The 17,576-nt window shown below is 39.7% G+C and carries 16 protein-coding genes; 8 read left to right on the top strand and 8 right to left on the bottom strand.

The features are described from left to right. The 3 genes from OH460_RS16430 to rfaD all read right to left on the bottom strand — a co-directional run bounded on the left by OH460_RS16430 (position 1) and on the right by rfaD (position 3,216). The gene (locus OH460_RS16430; RefSeq protein ID WP_171367955.1) at positions 1 to 1,176 is read right to left on the bottom strand and encodes an O-antigen ligase family protein; all 1,176 of its coding nucleotides are present in this window, start codon (positions 1,174 to 1,176) and stop codon (positions 1 to 3) included. A 19-nt stretch (positions 1,177 to 1,195) separates the two neighbouring features. Further along, entirely contained in the window at positions 1,196 to 2,152 is a 957-nt protein-coding gene (gene lpxM / locus OH460_RS16425) for a lauroyl-Kdo(2)-lipid IV(A) myristoyltransferase (protein WP_269998709.1), read from the bottom strand. 122 nt (positions 2,153 to 2,274) lie between these two features. Beyond that, a complete protein-coding gene (rfaD, locus tag OH460_RS16420) occupies positions 2,275 to 3,216 on the bottom strand; it encodes an ADP-glyceromanno-heptose 6-epimerase (RefSeq protein WP_171367953.1) in 942 nt (313 codons plus the stop codon). 152 nt (positions 3,217 to 3,368) lie between these two features. Here rfaD and OH460_RS16415 point away from each other — a divergent pair, with 152 nt between their 5' ends. Then, positions 3,369 to 4,532, top strand: a complete 1,164-nt coding sequence (locus OH460_RS16415; protein WP_269998705.1) for a nucleotide sugar dehydrogenase — start codon at positions 3,369 to 3,371, stop codon at positions 4,530 to 4,532. Between the two features lie 108 nt (positions 4,533 to 4,640). Then, positions 4,641 to 5,279, top strand: a complete 639-nt coding sequence (locus OH460_RS16410; protein WP_269998703.1) for a TetR/AcrR family transcriptional regulator — start codon at positions 4,641 to 4,643, stop codon at positions 5,277 to 5,279. A gap of 157 nt (positions 5,280 to 5,436) precedes the next feature. Here the strand turns inward: OH460_RS16410 and OH460_RS16405 are convergent, their stop codons facing one another. From OH460_RS16405 to OH460_RS16385, 5 genes are all read right to left on the bottom strand, one after another. After that, positions 5,437 to 6,588, bottom strand: coding sequence for a murein hydrolase activator EnvC family protein (locus OH460_RS16405; RefSeq protein WP_269998915.1), 1,152 nt, complete (start codon positions 6,586 to 6,588; stop codon positions 5,437 to 5,439). Between the two features lie 74 nt (positions 6,589 to 6,662). Further along, complete coding sequence (gene cysE, locus OH460_RS16400; protein WP_102424919.1) at positions 6,663 to 7,484, bottom strand: serine O-acetyltransferase; 822 nt, start codon at positions 7,482 to 7,484, stop codon at positions 6,663 to 6,665. A gap of 130 nt (positions 7,485 to 7,614) precedes the next feature. Continuing rightward, complete coding sequence (gene gpsA, locus OH460_RS16395; protein WP_116869805.1) at positions 7,615 to 8,679, bottom strand: NAD(P)H-dependent glycerol-3-phosphate dehydrogenase; 1,065 nt, start codon at positions 8,677 to 8,679, stop codon at positions 7,615 to 7,617. 176 nt (positions 8,680 to 8,855) lie between these two features. Next, positions 8,856 to 9,323, bottom strand: coding sequence for a protein-export chaperone SecB (gene secB, locus OH460_RS16390; protein WP_004741403.1), 468 nt, complete (start codon positions 9,321 to 9,323; stop codon positions 8,856 to 8,858). 81 nt (positions 9,324 to 9,404) lie between these two features. Then, positions 9,405 to 9,839: a rhodanese-like domain-containing protein gene (locus OH460_RS16385; RefSeq protein ID WP_269998692.1), complete on the bottom strand. Its 435-nt coding sequence runs from the start codon at positions 9,837 to 9,839 to the stop codon at positions 9,405 to 9,407. A 288-nt stretch (positions 9,840 to 10,127) separates the two neighbouring features. Between OH460_RS16385 and rfbB the strand changes: the two genes are divergently transcribed. The 6 genes from rfbB to OH460_RS16355 all read left to right on the top strand — a co-directional run. Beyond that, entirely contained in the window at positions 10,128 to 11,213 is a 1,086-nt protein-coding gene (gene rfbB / locus OH460_RS16380; RefSeq protein WP_269998690.1) for a dTDP-glucose 4,6-dehydratase, read from the top strand. Next, on the top strand, positions 11,213 to 12,094 hold the full coding sequence (rfbA, locus tag OH460_RS16375; protein ID WP_269998689.1) for a glucose-1-phosphate thymidylyltransferase RfbA: 882 nt from the start codon (positions 11,213 to 11,215) through the stop codon (positions 12,092 to 12,094). Before rfbB ends, rfbA begins: the two co-directional genes overlap by 1 nt. Next, on the top strand, positions 12,094 to 13,983 hold the full coding sequence (locus OH460_RS16370; protein WP_269998686.1) for a CDP-glycerol glycerophosphotransferase family protein: 1,890 nt from the start codon (positions 12,094 to 12,096) through the stop codon (positions 13,981 to 13,983). Before rfbA ends, OH460_RS16370 begins: the two co-directional genes overlap by 1 nt. Further along, complete coding sequence (locus tag OH460_RS16365) at positions 13,980 to 15,263, top strand: ATP-grasp domain-containing protein (protein ID WP_269998684.1); 1,284 nt, start codon at positions 13,980 to 13,982, stop codon at positions 15,261 to 15,263. Before OH460_RS16370 ends, OH460_RS16365 begins: the two co-directional genes overlap by 4 nt. A gap of 1 nt (position 15,264) precedes the next feature. Further along, entirely contained in the window at positions 15,265 to 16,350 is a 1,086-nt protein-coding gene (locus OH460_RS16360) for a DegT/DnrJ/EryC1/StrS family aminotransferase (RefSeq protein WP_269998682.1), read from the top strand. Beyond that, the coding region (locus OH460_RS16355) for a glycosyltransferase family 2 protein (protein WP_269998680.1) at positions 16,340 to 17,576 on the top strand (1,237 nt) is incomplete at its 3' end. The genes OH460_RS16360 and OH460_RS16355, both read left to right, overlap by 11 nt.

Below are 17,576 nucleotides of genomic sequence, written 5' to 3'. Positions count from 1 at the left end.
CTAGTTCGTCTTTATTTTTTGTTTGAAAGAGAGTTGATCATTACATAACGGAATTATCAGCATTAGATACATTAGAGTCGTCTCTGCATACCAAAGTGGTGAATCAGTTAAGCAAGCTATAAAATAGAAAGCGACTAAAGAAAATATTAAGCTGCTTTTTTCATTTCTTTTGGTTGCTGCATAATATAGCGGCACGAAAAACAACATCAATGTAAAAATTAATCCAATAATTCCCATTTTTGCGAAATTTTCAAAAAACTGGTTATGATACTGATCCGGGTGGAATTTAGCCAGACTCCGCTCGATTAACCCCTCATCAACTAAATTTAAGAATACCTCTTTATGCTCTGACCCTGCACCTATCCAAAAATTGCGTTTACCAATCTCTGTTGCTGCTTGCCACATCTGAAATCTTAGACCGATAGATGTGCCATAGTCACCACTTTGAATCGCAGCGTATTCTCTTTCAGTTTTCTCGTACCTTTCTGTTAGTTGGTCTTTGAATACAAAAGAGATAGTAAAGAAGATGGTGAGCATTGCTCCTAAAATTTTCCAACGCTTTTTTTGGGTTCTGAGGTAAGTAAAGAGCAAAATCGAGAATGCGCATAACAGAGCCAACCAAACCCCTCTGGTTTCCGATATTAAGATACTACTAACTGACAGCAGTGTGGTCGCGATAGGTAGTAATTTCTTTGTCTCTATAAATTGATAGAGAGCAAGGACAGCTATAGTTCCACAGAGAGTGGAATATGGGATTGCATTGAGAAGAAGATCTCCTCGGCGTGTACCTAAGTACAGCAGGTGATAGCTTATAAAAGCTGTAAGGGCAATCGAACCAACAAATGACATCCACATTAAAGACCGTTGATTGATTAGTCTTAAAGGGAATACAAGCATAAGTAGTGATACCGATAATGTAGCTCGAAGCATACTTGGGCTTGCGCTTTGCAATAGATATTTTAGAGATATGAAAGTGGTAAATAACAGAACGATCCAAAATGTATAATTAGATAAGTTCTGCTTTATGTTTTGTTTTGATATAACAGCTAAACTTGCAAAGATAGAAATAAGGGCCCCAACGACCATATTCTTTTCACCGCCAGGTAAGATGGCGATAAAGATAAATAGGTAGAAATAAGGGAGTAATATTAAACTACTAGTAATACTATTTTTCATTAATAAAGCACGTTCGAGTTTATACTGCATATGGATTATGATTAGTGTCAGGGCGAGTTTTCAACAAACGTAATATCCACATGTATTGCTCTGGATTATTACCTACGTAAGCTTCAATGCACTGGTTCATCATACGCGCATCCTCTTCTTCGCTTCCTGTTGGAAATGGCAAAGCGGGGTAGAAGTCCAGAGTATATTGACCAGTGTTGCTATCGTATTGAGCGAATAGTGGGACAATCTTAGCTTTACTCAGCTTAGATAATCGACCAAGGCCAGAAATAGTTGCTTTTTGAGTAGCAAAGAAATCCACGAAGACACTGTGCTCACGGCCAAGATCTTCATCCGGAAGGTAATAACCTAGGTAACCATCTCTTACGGACTTTATGAAAGGTTTTATACCACCACTACGGTCATAAACTCGACCGCCGTATTGTACGCGCTGTCGATGCATCAGCCAGTCACTGAGCTTGTTTTTCTGGGCTTTAGCCATTGCAGATACCGGGAGATTACGTGACGCGAGTAATACTGCTGGGATATCGATCGCCCATGTGTGTGGTACTAACAAGATAACATTCTCGTCACTATCCGTAATATCGGTTAGGTTGCTCAGGCCGTTAATCGAGGTGTTATTCTCTAACCAATCTTTGCTTTTGAGTGTCAGGGATGCAAAGCCCATCAAAAATGAGATGGATGTAACGTATGACTGGTAAAGAAGTGCTTCACGCTCTTCGATTGATTTCTCAGGAAAACACATCTCAAGGTTTACACGAGCGCGACGGTTGGCTTTATTCTTGACCTTCACAGCTTGTTTAGCCATAAATTTCGCAATAGCTAAACGAATACTATTAGGCAAAAAACTAACTAACGAAGACAGCAGCACGGCGACCCAGGTACCCCAGTATTTAGGTGCTAGAAAGCCCCATTCAAACTCAGGATTGTATGCTTTTGGGTCAAAGTCATTACGTTGTGTGGTCATCAATACACTACATTTTTATTAAGGGAGCAAGCTATGAGCTTACAACTCAGGGAGAGATCATATTTTAATAATGATGGCTCTGACAATAGAGCCCGCCACTAACTAAAATTTTTGATAACTTATCATACGTTAATAAGCTTCATGTATTCCGCAACGCCATCGGCGACAGACTTAAATTCAATATCGCAGCCTGTATTACGTAGCTTAGTTAAGTCGGCTTGCGTAAACTCTTGATAAGCGCCTTTGAGGTGCTCTGGGAATGGGATGGTTTCAATTTCTCCTTTACCGTGGTGTTTAATCACCGCTTTTGCGACTTCATCAAAGGACTCTGCATTGCCAGTACCTAGATTAAAAATACCAGAAACGCCACTTTCTAAGAACCAGAGGTTTACTGCCGCTACATCACCAACATAAACAAAATCGCGCTTGAAGGTTTCGCTGCCTGCAAACAGTTTTGGATTTTCACCGGCGTTCATTTGATTGTTCAGGTGGAAGGCAACGGATGCCATGCTGCCTTTGTGTTGTTCTCGCGGACCATAAACATTGAAGTATCTGAAGCCAACGATTTGCGAAAGTGTTTCGTTGTGCGCTGCTGCATCAGCCGTTAGGCGACGAACGTAGTTATCGAACTGCTGTTTTGAATAGCCGTAGACATTCAATGCACCTTCGTATTCGCGCTCTTCAATGAAAGTGTCAGTTTCACCATATGTCGCAGCGGAAGAGGCATATAGGAATGGAATTTCACGTTCAACACAGTAATGAAGCAGTTCTTTTGAGTACTCATAGTTGTTAAGCATCATGTACTTGCCATCCCACTCAGTGGTCGCAGAGCATGCACCCTCGTGGAAAATCGCTTCAATATGACCGAAGTCATCGCCAGCCATTACTTGAGTTAGAAAGTCATCACGATCCATATAATCTGTGATGTCTAAGTCTACTAGGTTTTTGAACTTCTTACCGTCTTTTAAGTTGTCGACGACTAGAATATCGTTGTGGCCCGCTTCGTTAAGCGCCTTAACAATATTGCTGCCAATCATGCCAGCACCACCGGTTACGATAATCATAATTCTCTAACTCTTTTGAATACAAAACTATCACGAGTATAGCAAGGAATGGATAAGGCGGGCTAGTGGAATAATTCCCCAACCGGAGTATGATACGGCAAGCTAAGTTATAAGTTTTGTTGAGTTAATTGCTCAAAAATATAGGTATTGTTATGAAAATTGTAATAGCAGGTACAGGGTACGTTGGTCTCTCAAATGCGATGTTGCTAGCACAGCATCATGAAGTGATCGCGGTGGATATCATCGAGAAAAAAGTGAAAATGCTTAATAATAAGCAATCACCTATTGTTGATGTTGAAATAGAACACTTTCTGGCAAATAAAATACTGAACTTCAGGGCAACGACCGATAAATCAGTGTATGAAGGTGCTGAGTTTGTCATCATTGCAACGCCTACCGATTATGATCCTAAAAACAACTACTTTGACACTAGCTCCGTTGAGTCTGTTATCAAAGATGTGATGGCAGTAAATCCTAAAGCTGTAATGGTCATCAAATCAACGGTACCTGTTGGCTACACCGAACGCATCAAACAAGAACTGAACTCCGAAAATATCATGTTCTCCCCTGAATTCTTGCGAGAAGGTAAAGCGTTGCATGATAATTTGAACCCTTCTCGAATTATTGTTGGTGAGTGCTCTGAACGAGCTAAAGTGTTTGCCGATCTTCTTGTTGAAGGTGCGGAGAAAGAGAACATTGATGTTTTGTTTACTAACTCGACCGAAGCGGAAGCTGTAAAACTTTTCTCTAATACGTATTTAGCAATGCGTGTTGCATATTTCAATGAACTTGACTCTTATGCGGAAGCACATGGCTTGGATTCTCGCCAGATCATTGAGGGTGTGGGCTTAGATCCTCGAATTGGCAATCACTACAATAATCCTTCGTTTGGTTATGGTGGCTATTGTCTACCGAAAGATACCAAACAGCTATTAGCCAACTACCAAGATGTACCAAATAATATTGTCGGTGCTATTGTTGACGCTAACCGTACCCGCAAAGATTTTATTGCGGATTCAATCATAAAGCGTTCTCCTAAAGTGGTCGGCATTTATCGTTTGATCATGAAGGCAGGTTCGGATAACTTCCGTGCTTCTTCAATTCAAGGGATCATGAAGCGCTTGAAAGCTAAAGGTATCGAAGTTGTTGTGTTTGAGCCGGTATTGAAAGAAGAGCACTTTTTCAACTCGAAAGTCTATTCTGATCTTGCTGAGTTCAAAGCGGTATCCGATGTGATTGTTTCAAATCGAATGGTTGAAGAGATCGCAGACGTGGCAGACAAGGTTTACACTCGAGATCTGTTTGGTAGTGATTGATTTGGTTCTATTTTAGCTCGTGCTAATTAGACCAGATGTTAACAGCTCGATCTATCTGTTTAGTGGCGATATACTGAAGCACTAAACGGATAGGGATACTAATAAATAATGAAAACACGTGACAAGATTGTTTACGCTGCTTTAGAGCTTTTTAACGAGCATGGTGAGCGTAGTATTACGACTAATCATATTGCTGACCACATCGAGATCAGCCCTGGTAACCTATACTACCACTTTCGTAACAAGCAAGAGATTGTCCGTGATATCTTTACCCTCTACTCTACTGAATTGCTTGAAAGGTTTACTCCCATCCAAGGTCAGAAAGAGAGCCTGACGCTATTAAAACACTATTTAGATTCTATATTTACTCTGATGTGGAAGTACCGATTCTTCTACGCAAACCTTCCTGAAATTTTGTCTCGTGACGAGCAACTTCACCTCGATTACATGGCTGTTCAAGAGAGATTGCAAACTAACCTTGTCGATATTATGAGGGCTTTCGTTGACTTGAATTTGCTGAAAGCGACAGATTCAGAGATGAAGTCGATGGTGATTTCCCTTCACTTGATCGCATCGGGCTGGTTGGCTTATCAATCTGCAATGTCTCCAAAAGCGCAAATAACTGAGCAAGTTGTTCATCAAGGTATGCTACAGATGATCGCGACCGTTAAACCAATTGCGACCGTACAAGGTTTTGAACAGCTGACATTGTTGGAAGATGGCGTAAGGGCGTTGAATTCTAAATAGAAGATACGGGTAACGAGATTCGAGCAAACGAAAAGCTGAGTATATTGGCGACTCGGACCTTACGTCTGCTCTTAAGCTTTTCGTACCTCTATTACTCGAGTCCCGCGCCTGCTCTTAAGCTCTTCGTATCTCGGTTACTCGAATCCCGTATCTGCTTTTACCTAACCAACCAACGCTTTGGGTTTTGAGCTTGGCTGTTTCTGCGAATTTCAAAGTACAGTGATGGGCGGGTTTGACCACCAGTATCACCAGCAAGGGCAATCGCTTCACCGGCTTTAACCTTATCGCCTTCCTTCTTGAGTAGTGCTTGGTTGAAGCCATAAAGCGTCATGTCACCTTTGCCGTGATCAAGAAGGACTACTAAGCCATAACCACGCAGATACTCGGCAAAAACAACGGTGCCTGAGTAAACAGATTTAACCTGCTGACCATATTTGGCATTGATTACTATCCCTTTCCAATTAACTTGTCCGGTTTGGCGTGAACCGTAGTTATGCAGAACTTTTCCTTTGATTGGCCAAGGTAGTTTTCCTTTACGTTTTGCTAAGCCATCCATAGGCACCGCGTTACGTCTTTCTCGAGCTGCTTTCTCTGCTTTGGCGATCTCCGCTTTGAGGCGAGTCTCATTACGCTGTAGCTCGGCTAAGTAATTTTTATCACCTGAGATGTTTTTCTTTATACTGCCAACGGTTTTCTTACGCTGCGTTTGAGTCTGGGCTAATTTATCGCGCTTTGTTGTCTGTTGTTTTAATAGAGTTGCAATTTGCTCTTGTTCAAGTTGGCGCTGCTTATGGCTTTCTTCTAACTCGAGTTGTGTTTGTTCAATTGTTTTGATTGTTGCAGAACGGGCTTTAGCAAGATGTTGATAGTAATGGCTTATGCGATCTTCTTCGACACCCGTGTTGAGAATGTGGGATGAGGCTTTAGCACGACTTGTCATGTAGTAAGTTTGGAGCAGTTGTTCCAACTTATCGGTATGCACTTTTTTCTGAGCGGTAAGTGCTTTGATCTTAGTATCTAAGCTAGCAATATTTGCATTCGCCGTATTAAGCTGCCTTTTACTGTCTTGGATAGCTTTTTCGAGCGCAGCTATAGATAGCTCTTGTTTCTTTAGGCTTGCCTGTAAGCTATCGAGTTTCTTTTGCTGTGAAGAGAGGGCTTTTTGCTGGCGAGAGATCTCGCTAGACACACCTTTTAATTCACCTTGAGATGCGGCAAATGACGATATTGATAAAAGCGCAGCACTGAGGCTGGCTGATATAAGAAGAGTTCGGCTGATAGCTCGAATGTGTTTCATCATTATCGTCATTTTGCTCTTATTCATTATCAACAGCTGCTTTTAAATCTTTTCGCATCTCGGTTACTCGCATCCCGAATCTGCTCTTAAATTCCATCACCATGGATAAAGCTTTGTGAGCGACCATTGAACCCCTGGTCCATATCTAGAGAAGGTTTATCTGTCTTTGGCTTACCAACAATCTTAGCGGGAACACCTGCGACCGTAGTATGTGGTGGTACAGCTTGTAGTACCACAGAACAAGAACCAATCTTAGCGCCTTCACCTACTTCAATATTGCCGAGTATTTTCGCACCAGCACCAATCATCACGCCTTCACGGATTTTAGGGTGACGGTCACCGCCTTCTTTACCGGTACCGCCGAGAGTAACATCTTGAAGGATGGATACGTCGTTTTCGACTACCGCCGTTTCACCGATAACAATACCAGTTGCGTGGTCGAGCATGATAGCTTTGCCGATACGTGCTGCAGGGTGGATATCCACTTGGCATGCGACTGAAATTTGGTTTTGCAGGTAAGTGGCCAGTGCAATACGCCCTTGCTTCCATAACCAGTTAGCCACGCGATAACCTTGTAGGGCGTGATAGCCTTTAAGGTAGAGCAATGGCATAGAGTACATTTCTACAGCCGGGTCTCGAGTAACTGTCGCGCAGATATCACAAGCGGCCGCATCAATGATTGAGTCATCTTCTTCAAAGGCTTGTTCAACAACTTCACGTACTGCCATTGCTGGCATCGAAGCAGTCTTTAACTTGTTAGCAAGAATGTAACTGAGTGCAGCCCCCAGGCTTTCATGGTTGATAATCGTGGCATGGTAAAAACTCGCAAGCATAGGTTCTTGCTCAGACTGCTGTCGAGCTTCTTTTACAATGCATTGCCAAACTTTTTGTTGTTCACAGTGTTTCATTTTTCCATCCATTTTTAAGGGGCTGATGCGAGTGACGAGATGAGAGTTTCGAAGAGCTATGAGAACAGAATCTCGTATCTGCTTTTATTCTCTTCGCATCTCGATTACTCGCATCCCGCATCTGCTCAAATTATCTTTCTGACTTCTTATCTCTAGCAAGCAGATCTTGCGCAGCTAAGTGTGCGTCTTTTCCTTGATACAACACTTGATAAATTTGTTCAACAATTGGCATCTCGACGCCCATACGTTCTGATAGTAACCAAACTTCTTTGGTGTTGCGATAACCTTCGACCACTTGGCCAATTTCTTCTTGTGCGGTGTCAACGTCTTTACCTGAGCCTAATGCTAAACCGAAGCGACGGTTACGCGATTGGTTGTCGGTACATGTCAGTACTAGGTCGCCAAGTCCCGCCATTCCCATAAATGTCTCTGGTTGTGCACCTAGAGCTGCACCTAGTCGGCTCATTTCTGCTAAACCACGGGTAATTAAGGCTGTACGTGCATTAGCACCGAAGCCAATACCATCTGACATACCAGCCCCAATCGCGATAACGTTTTTAACCGCACCACCAAGCTGCATACCAATGAAATCTGAGTTTGCGTATACGCGGAATGTCTTGCCACAGTGAATCTTTTCTTGCAGCTCTTCTAAGAAGCACTCATCCGGTGACGCAACTGAAATAGCGGTCGGCATACCCATCGCAAGTTCTTTGGCGAAAGTAGGGCCAGATAGAACCGCTAGAGAGTAATTGTCACCAAGCACATCGTGTGCGACATCTTTAAGTAGTCGGCCAGTCTCTGGTTCCAACCCTTTTGTAGCCCAGCAAATACGAGAATTTGCTGACAAATGAGGCTTTAAACTATTTAAAACGATACCAAACACGTGGCTAGGAACAACGACTAGGAGGTCACGACTGGCTGTTACAGCCTTCTCGAGGTCTGACTCGATGATCAGGCTTTCTGGAAAATCGATATTAGGAAGAAACTCATTATTTGCTCGTTCAGATTCGAGGCGTGCCATGTGGATAGGGTCATGTCCCCAAAGAACAACGTTTGCACCGTTACGCGCTAGGGAAATAGCTAAAGAGGTTCCGTAAGAACCTGCGCCAATTACTGTCATGGAGATCTCTTTGCCGTATGCGCTGTCTTTACCGTAAGCGTCTGCCGTGTTAGTCGGGCGAGTTGTGTCTGTCATGCTTCCACCTAAAAAATAATGAGGGAAATCGAAGAATTCTGGAAAAGCTTCCTAACAATCAGAAGGCTTTCTATCTTATTACAGTGTAAAGAAAAAATGCACATCGCAGAAGTTACGATGTGCATTTAAGAGTTAACTAGCGTTTGAAACGTTAGGATTAAGTTCTACTTTGAGACTTAAGCCTGCTCGCCTTCAGCTTGTTGAGCTTGGTTCTGTAGGTAGTTCATAAACAAAGCATCGAAGTTTACAGGTGCTAGGTTCAGTTGTGGGAACGTACCTTTAACCACTAGGCTAGAGATTGTTTCACGAGCGTATGGGAATAGGATGTTCGGGCAGAATGCGCCTAGGCAATGTGCTAGTTGACCCGCTTCCATTTCGCTTGCAGAGAAGATACCACCTTGCTGAACTTCACAAAGGAATGCAGTGTCGTCTGCGTTCTTCACCGTAACCGTTAGGCGTAAGATTACTTCGTAAACACCTTGACCAAGTTCACGGCTTTGAGTGTCTAGGTCCAGTTTTACATCTGGATTCCACTCTTTTTGAAACATGTCTGGAGAGTTTGGCGCTTCGAAAGATACGTCTTTTAGGAAGATACGTTGGATTGCGAAGTTCTGTTGTGCGTCTTGTTGTGCTGCTTCAGCCATTTTCTTGTCCTTAAAAATTTAAATTAGATTTTGTTCTTATATCTGTCGAACAAAACCCGAAAGTTAGTTGATTAGGTCAGCTTACTTTTTACCTTTCACTAAAGGTAGGTTAGCTTCGCTCCAAGCTACTAGACCGCTTTTCAGCACGCTTACGTTTTCGAAGCCTGCTTTAACTAACAAGTTAGCGCTTTCTTGAGCGGTTTGACCTGTCTTGCATACTACGATGATTGGGTCAGCTTTGCGGCTTTCAAGGTTACCTAAGTTATTTGATTTGATGTCTGACGGCAAAATGTGAAGTGCGTCAGTAATATGGCCCTTTTTGAACTCATCTTTAGTACGAATATCAACCACAACGCCGTTCTCACGGTTAATCAGCTGTGTAGTTTGTGCTGCAGTGATCTCTTTGTACGCTGCATTTGATGTTTTGATTACGTTCGCAATGATGGCAACAACCAAGCCGATCCATACGATGGCTAAAATCATATTCTCTTGAACAAATGGAACTAACTCTTGCATGTCTTGAACTCTTATTCGTTATTGGGCGAAAAATTGTAGGGTAGGAGTATAGCGAGGTTTGGAGTTTGGTGTACATAGAGTTCTGAATTTTTGAACAGCATCAGAAGTAAAGTTTAACGATTTTTTTGATTATATTCCCCGTTAGATAGATAATGAACCCATTTACATTTTCAATTTTTAATGCGTAGTGTGGTTTTCGCTTTGTTACCAATGGGCGGTAGCGTGCTTGGTAAGATGTTTACACTGTGCATAGTCCATAAATCAAAAAGAGTTAGGTTAGGGGTTTTTGTGAAGATATTAGTCACTGGCGGTGCTGGTTTTATCGGTTCTGCGGTAGTTCGCCATATTATCAGGAATACATCGAACTGCGTTATAAACGTTGATAAGCTCACTTATGCTGGGAACTTAGAGTCACTTGTCGAGGTTGATTCAAATGAACGTTATGTATTTGAACAAGTAGATATTTGTAATCGTTCAGAACTTGACCGCGTTTTTGCAGAACATAAACCTGATGCAGTAATGCACTTAGCCGCTGAGTCGCATGTTGACCGTTCTATTACTGGACCTGCTGCATTTATTGAAACGAACGTAGTTGGAACATATACGTTATTGGAAGCGACACGTGAGTACTGGAATAAACTTGAAGATCAAGCCAAAGCTGAGTTTCGCTTCCATCATATATCTACTGACGAAGTTTATGGTGACCTTCCTCATCCAGATGATGTGCCTGAGGGGGTAGCTCTCCCGATGTTCTTGGAGGCGACATCTTATGAACCATCCAGCCCTTACTCTGCTTCAAAAGCATCAAGTGACCATTTAGTACGTGCGTGGCTTCGTACCTATGGTCTGCCAACTATTGTCACCAACTGCTCGAATAACTACGGCCCTTATCATTTTCCTGAAAAACTGATCCCACTGGTTATTCTTAATGCTTTGGAAGGGAAAGACCTTCCTATCTACGGTAAAGGTGACCAGATTCGTGACTGGTTGTTCGTAGAAGACCATGCACGAGCGCTCTACAAAGTTGTGACCGAAGGTAAAGTAGGTGAAACTTACAATATTGGTGGCCATAACGAAAAGAAAAACATTGAAGTTGTGAACACGATTTGTGAAATCCTTGACACGCTAGTACCTAAAGAGACCAAATACGCAGAGCAAATCACCTATGTTCAAGACCGCCCTGGTCATGACCGTCGCTATGCTATTGATTCATCTAAGATGAAACGTGAATTGGGTTGGACACCTGAGGAGACTTTCGAGACAGGTCTTCGTAAGACAGTTCAATGGTATCTCGATAATTCCAAATGGTGTCAAAATGTACAAGATGGCAGTTACCAGCGTGAGCGTCTAGGTGTTATGGTAGGAGGTAAATAATGAAAGGTATTGTATTAGCTGGCGGTTCTGGTACCCGTCTTTACCCAATGACCCGTGGTGTTTCTAAACAACTGCTCCCAATTTATGATAAACCAATGGTTTTTTATCCTATATCGACCTTAATGCTAGCTGGAATAAGGGACATTCTGATAATCACGACACCTGAAGACAGTGCTGGTTTTCAGCGCTTATTAGGTGACGGAGCCGATTTTGGGGTTAATCTTAAATATGAGGTTCAACCAAGTCCGGATGGTCTAGCGCAAGCCTTCATTATCGGAGAGGACTTTATTGGTGATGATAGTGTATGTTTAGTTTTAGGTGACAATATATTCTATGGAAGCCATTTCTCAGAGAAATTAATTAAAGCAAAAAACGAAACTGAGGAAAAAGGAAACGCGAGCGTTTTTGGATATCAAGTTGCAGACCCTGAACGTTTTGGTGTTGTGGAGTTTGACCACAGCCAAAAAGCTATATCTATTGAAGAAAAGCCTACAAAACCAAAATCAAACTTTGCGGTAACTGGTTTATATTTCTATGATAATCGAGTTATAGAAATAGCGAAGAACGTCGAGCCTTCAGAGCGCGGAGAGCTGGAAATTACCAGCATAAACGAAGAGTACTTGAAAAGAGATGCATTAAATGTGGAGTTACTAGGCAGAGGTAATGCTTGGTTAGACACAGGTACATATGACAGCTTACTTGAGGCGGCGAACTTTGTTCAAACTATAGAGCATCGACAGGGTTATAAAATTGCATGTTTAGAAGAGATCGCATTTCGTCAAGGATGGATATCTTTGGAGCATCTTAAGAACCGAGCTAAAGAACTAAGTAAAAACTCATATGGCGAATATTTAAACAAGTTGGCCAAAGGACTTTATTGATGAATTTAATAAAATTGGTGTTGCTAAGAATATGTAGGTTTTTTCTTTTAGCAAAAATAAACAAAACCAATATAACGTGCTCGTCTAGGATTCCGTTAGTTAAAAAGTTTTTTCTAACTAATGGTGTTAATGTCATCTATCTTACTAGTAGGAATAAAAATCATAATATCGATTTATCGACCATTACGACAAACCAGCATCTTTCACTGTACGTGATAGTATCGATATTTAATAAAAGTATTTCATTACCTTTAATATCGCCTTTTATTAAATGTTCTAAGCAATCAAGTTTAAAAGGAAACTCGACAACAATAGCAACAAAGAGGGATGGCCTTTCTTTTAATTTGTCGGTAATCAAAAATGCAATTTTTGATGAAATGGAAACTAAAATCATCGATGGAAAGACATTTGAGTTGAGAGGGCCTGATCTTTTCTTAAGTGGTGTTGAAAATATTTACCTTAAACGCCGTGATAGTGGCGATATTGTTGAATGTAAAAAGAATGGAAGCGTAATATCATTTTCTTTAGAAAAACATTTTGAAAATGATTCTCGCTGGGACTTCTATACTAAAATTAATGGGCAAGAGATCCCTCTAAAAATAAAAAAATCTACTGATATACTAAATGATGAAGATCGTTACCAAGTTCGTGAAAAAATTTCTTATGAAGTAGAGGATGGCTTGGAAGTTTGTATGTATATGACCGAGGGATCAAAAACACTATCTCTATGGGTTGCAAATACAAAGAGAATTGATGAAGTTATCAGCTTCGCGGAAGGAAAGACAGTTTATTATAATGAGATAAATAATCCGATAATTGAAAACCTAATTGTGTTTGAAAGCTTCTTCGGTAAAAACTACTCGGGTCAACCTAAGTACATATACGAATATATTAAAGAAAACTTTCCCGAGTTTAAATGTGTTTGGAGCTATAATAAAGAAGAGCCTATTTTGGGGGCTGACGACTGCGTAAAGCGTGGAAGCAAAGAGTATTATCGTTACCTTGCAAGAGCAAAGTATTGGGTCGGTAATATTGTGTTTCCGATTCATACAAAGCGAAAAGAGACCATTTATCTACAGACATGGCATGGCACACCTTTAAAGCGCTTAGGCTTTGATATAGAGGTTGAGGGCCCCGAAGTTTTAGCAAGAGAAAACTTTTTTATTGAATCTAGAAACTGGGATTACCTGATAAGTCAGAACCGTTACTCAACTGATATATTTAAACGAGCGTTTAAATATAAAGGTAAAGTTTTGGAGGTTGGCTATCCTCACAATGATCCATTATCAAACAAGGTCGATGAACTTAAGCTAGAAGAGATAAGGGACAAGATAGGCCTTCCTAAAAATAAAAAAGTAGTTTTATACGCCCCTACTTGGCGAGATGATCAAGCAACAGGAGCATGGGAGTATGAGTTTGGTCTAGCTTTAGACTTTAAAGAGCTAGCAAGTCAATTTAAGGAAGATACTGTATTTCTTATTAGAGGGCACCATCTCGTTAACGAACTTTTAGTTTCAGAGGAATATAAAGACTTTATTTATGATGTGTCAAAGTTTGATGACGTACAAGACTTAGCGTTAATATCTGACATTCTAATTACAGACTATTCATCTGTTTTCTTTGACTTTGCAGTGACAAGAAAACCAATACTTTTCTATGTGTATGATTATAAAGAGTATAAAGAGAAGCTGCGTGGATTTTATGTGGATATGGATACAGAGATGCCAGGTCCCCTCATTTATAAGCATGAAGATTTGATCGACGCAATAGAAAATATCGAAGATATATGTGAAGAGTATAAGTTAAGATACGAAAACTTTACACGTAAATATAACTATCTGGATAACGGCAATTGTGCACAGCAAGTAGTAGAGGAAGTTTTTAGATGAAACGAGTGGCTATTTTCCCTGCGGGAACAGAAATAGGTCTAGAGATACATAATAGTTTGAGGTTTGCAAAAGACATTGAATTATTTGGGATATCTAGCGCTCATGACCATAGCAACGTTGTTTTTGAAAATATAGTATCCGATGCTCCTTATTTAGGTGATGATCAATTGCTAGGCTTCATTAAAGAGTATGTGGCGATAAATAAAATTGACTACATATTCCCAGCACATGATGATGCTGTTGTTTTCCTGAGTGAAAATGAGGAAAGATTAGGTTGCAAAGTAGTATCTTCAGGGGAGGAAGTTGCTAACATATGCAGATATAAATCAAAAACATATTCTGCATTGTCAGGCCAAGGTTTTATACCTAGAACATACAGCCTGGAAAATCTTAAAAGTTCAGATTTTCCACTATTCATAAAGCCCGATCGAGGCCAAGGTTCTAATGGAGCTCAGAAAGTATTAAATGCTGATGAGTTAAAGTCTATAGCGAATATCCAAGAATACGTTATATGTGAGTACCTCGAAGGGAGTGAGTATACTGTTGACTGTTTGAGTTGTACTGACTCTAAGGTACTTTATTCGAGCCCAAGGGTAAGAGCTAGGGTTAGAAATGGAATCAGTGTATCAACAACTAACGTCCAAGATTTGAAGTCAGAGTTTGCTGGTATTGCTAGCCAGATATCAAGAAGGCTGAATATGAAGGGCGCATGGTTCTTCCAAGTTAAGAGAAACTCACAAGGCAAACTTATTTTACTTGAAGTAGCATGCCGAATTGCTGGCTCTATGGGGTTGCACAGAAACCTAGGTATGAATTTTGCCCTAAACAGTCTTTATATTCGTGATGGAATAGACGTAAAGCCATGTGTTAATGATATTACTCAAACGGTTGATAGAGCTCTTATATCAAGGTATTCAAATAACCTTGAATACAATAACGTTTACATCGACTTTGACGACACAATTACCAGAGCTGACAAAGTTAATTCGCTTGTAATGTCATTTATTTATCAATGTAGAAATAAGGGAGTGAACTTATTTTTAATTACTAGGCATGATAAGGATATTTATAAAACATTGAATAGTCTTGAAATATCCAAAGGACTATTCTCTGATATTATACATATTAAAGATGGCAGTAAGAAATCTAGTCACATATCAGCAGAAAGTAGTATTTTTATAGATGATTCATTTAGAGAAAGGTTTGATGTAAAAAGAACATTAAAAATTCCTGTTTTCGATGTCGACTCAATTGAACTCTTGTTAGATTGGAAGTATTAATATGATCCCTCAAAATATACCATTTCTTCCTCCTTTTGAAGAATATAGTAATTTGATTAAACGAATTTGGGAATCCAAGCACCTAACCAATAGTGGCCCAATCGAACAAGAGTTCGTAACTAAGCTTGAAGGTCTAGGATTTAAAAATGTCAGTACTGTAGTTAATGGACATATGGCATTAGAGGCGTGTATTGATGTATTTGATTTGACGGGTGAAGTAATCACTACACCATTTACTTTCGCATCAACAATTACTGCTATTCATCGAAAGGGTTTAACCCCTATATTTGCTGATATTGATGTAAGAACATTCAATATCGACCCTAAAGAGATCGAAAAGAAGATTACATCAAAAACAACAGCAATATTCGCAGTTCACGTTTTTGGAAATCTATCGGATCATAATGCACTTCGTAAAATAGCTGATAAGTATGGTTTAAAGTTAATTTATGATGCAGCACACTGTTTCGGTTGTTATAAGGACGACGAAAATGTTTCCTTATTGGGTGATGCTTCAATGTTTAGCTTACATGCAACAAAAGTAATGCATTCTGTTGAGGGGGGGTTACTTACATTTAAAGAAGAGAGTGATCTTGAAAAATTTAAATTGCTTAAAAACTTTGGGATTCAAGGTGATACAGTAGTCCTTTCTGGGGGCAACTTGAAGATGAACGAGTTCAGCGCTGCCATGGGGATGATTAATTTAAATTATATTGATAGCATAATTGAGAAACGAAAATCCATTTCTCAAGTTTACTTAGATAGATTACAAATTGAAAATAAACTATCTTTTCAACATGATTCTGAAGTTAACTTTACAAAGAATTATGCATATTTCCCTATAGTTCTTTCCCAAGAAATAGATAGAGACTATGTATTTAATAAATTAAACGATTACGGCGTAAATGTCAGGAAATATTTTTATCCGTTAGCAACTGACTATGATTTTGTAAAGTCTTGCGATGAATACATTAATGCGAAAAGGGTTTCTAATAGTATCTTAACATTACCGCTCTACGCTGACTTGTCTTTAGAAGACGCGAACCTAGTTTGTGATAAGGTACTTGAGGTTTTAAATGAAATATAATTTAAGCGTTGTCGTTTTAGTTTATAATACAGCCGAATATTTACACGAGTGTATTGATTCATTATTGTCTCAATCTTTAAATGATATAGAAATTATTTTAGTTGATGATGATAGTACAGACGATTCGTTATTTATATGTAGAGAGTATGAAGAAAACCATAATAATGTCAAAGTCATCCATCAGAGTAACCAAGGGGGAGCAGTAGCCGGTAATAATGGTGTTAAGCATGCTACTGGCGAATATGTTGCAATCATCGATAGTGATGATATTGTACCTTCTAATGCCTACCAACTATTATTTGAGCAGGCTCAGAAAAATCAAGCAGATATCTCTATAGGCAAGCCCATGAGGCTTGTTTCTGGAAAGGTTGTCGATATAGCTTTAGACCGAGAAAAGCACGTTTGGCAAAAAGAGCGAGTAATAAATTCATATGTCGACTTTGAGGCTATTACTTCAGATGGCTATTATTGGAACAAAATATTCAAGAGAGATTTTGTTACTAAATATCAAATAGGAATGCCTGATGGTTTCTTATATGCAGATCGAACTATGGTTCATTCTGCATATCTTCATGCGAAAAAGATCGCAATTACAAATCAGGTTGTTTATCTTTGGAGAAAAAGAGATGCAACAACCACTAACAAGTCTATTATCCAGAGCAGTGGTGACTTAAATAACCTAAAAGAACGTTTGAAATCGTTTGAGCATGAAAATACTATTTTCAGTAACAATGAAGAATTTTGTTTGAACATTGCCCAAGATTCAATTAGTCGCTTGCTATTTAATATAAATAGTAACCTGTCAAATCGAAATACTAGGGAATTTTATTTAAATGAGGTGAGCAAGTTTTTTCAAATGTTTGATCTAAGTAGCATGAATAGCCTGACTCCTAGAGAAAAGTTACTTTGCTTCTTTATTTCAGAGAAGATGGAGTTTGAGCTTGGCTATTATCTAAACCAAATGTGGAAGCAATTCCCTTATATCTATGAAAATGGTAAGTTATATAGTCAATTACCTATCACCTTAACTGAAAATGTACCTTCCTTCATATTTGAAAATAAAAAGTTAGAATCAGCAAATATAAGAAATTCACAGTTTATATCTTCTGGAAATGAAGTTGAAATTCAGTGTCTCATCCGAGAATATTCGTCAAATATGGATATTAAGATTAAACTTATATCGGATGATGAACTAATTGAACTAGAAACTGAGTGTTTTGGTGATT

Source organism: Vibrio sp. Makdt (genome assembly GCF_027587015.1).
In the GTDB taxonomy this organism is placed as follows: domain Bacteria; phylum Pseudomonadota; class Gammaproteobacteria; order Enterobacterales; family Vibrionaceae; genus Vibrio; species Vibrio chagasii_B.
Note: the sequence above shows the minus strand (reverse complement) of the source record. Positions and strands in the feature narration are given on the sequence as shown.

Excerpts from the sequence above, each read along its gene's own strand:
- OH460_RS16430 (WP_171367955.1), bottom strand. The coding sequence starts at position 1,176 with ATGAAAAATAGTATTACTAGTAGTTTAATATTACTCCCTTATTTCTAC.
- lpxM (WP_269998709.1), bottom strand. The coding sequence starts at position 2,152 with ATGACCACACAACGTAATGACTTTGACCCAAAAGCATACAATCCTGAG.
- rfaD (WP_171367953.1), bottom strand. The coding sequence starts at position 3,216 with ATGATTATCGTAACCGGTGGTGCTGGCATGATTGGCAGCAATATTGTT.
- OH460_RS16415 (WP_269998705.1), top strand. The coding sequence starts at position 3,369 with ATGAAAATTGTAATAGCAGGTACAGGGTACGTTGGTCTCTCAAATGCG.
- OH460_RS16410 (WP_269998703.1), top strand. The coding sequence starts at position 4,641 with ATGAAAACACGTGACAAGATTGTTTACGCTGCTTTAGAGCTTTTTAAC.
- OH460_RS16405 (WP_269998915.1), bottom strand. The coding sequence starts at position 6,588 with ATGACGATAATGATGAAACACATTCGAGCTATCAGCCGAACTCTTCTT.
- cysE (WP_102424919.1), bottom strand. The coding sequence starts at position 7,484 with ATGAAACACTGTGAACAACAAAAAGTTTGGCAATGCATTGTAAAAGAA.
- gpsA (WP_116869805.1), bottom strand. The coding sequence starts at position 8,679 with ATGACAGACACAACTCGCCCGACTAACACGGCAGACGCTTACGGTAAA.
- secB (WP_004741403.1), bottom strand. The coding sequence starts at position 9,323 with ATGGCTGAAGCAGCACAACAAGACGCACAACAGAACTTCGCAATCCAA.
- OH460_RS16385 (WP_269998692.1), bottom strand. The coding sequence starts at position 9,839 with ATGCAAGAGTTAGTTCCATTTGTTCAAGAGAATATGATTTTAGCCATC.
- rfbA (WP_269998689.1), top strand. The coding sequence starts at position 11,213 with ATGAAAGGTATTGTATTAGCTGGCGGTTCTGGTACCCGTCTTTACCCA.
- OH460_RS16370 (WP_269998686.1), top strand. The coding sequence starts at position 12,094 with ATGAATTTAATAAAATTGGTGTTGCTAAGAATATGTAGGTTTTTTCTT.
- OH460_RS16365 (WP_269998684.1), top strand. The coding sequence starts at position 13,980 with ATGAAACGAGTGGCTATTTTCCCTGCGGGAACAGAAATAGGTCTAGAG.
- OH460_RS16360 (WP_269998682.1), top strand. The coding sequence starts at position 15,265 with ATGATCCCTCAAAATATACCATTTCTTCCTCCTTTTGAAGAATATAGT.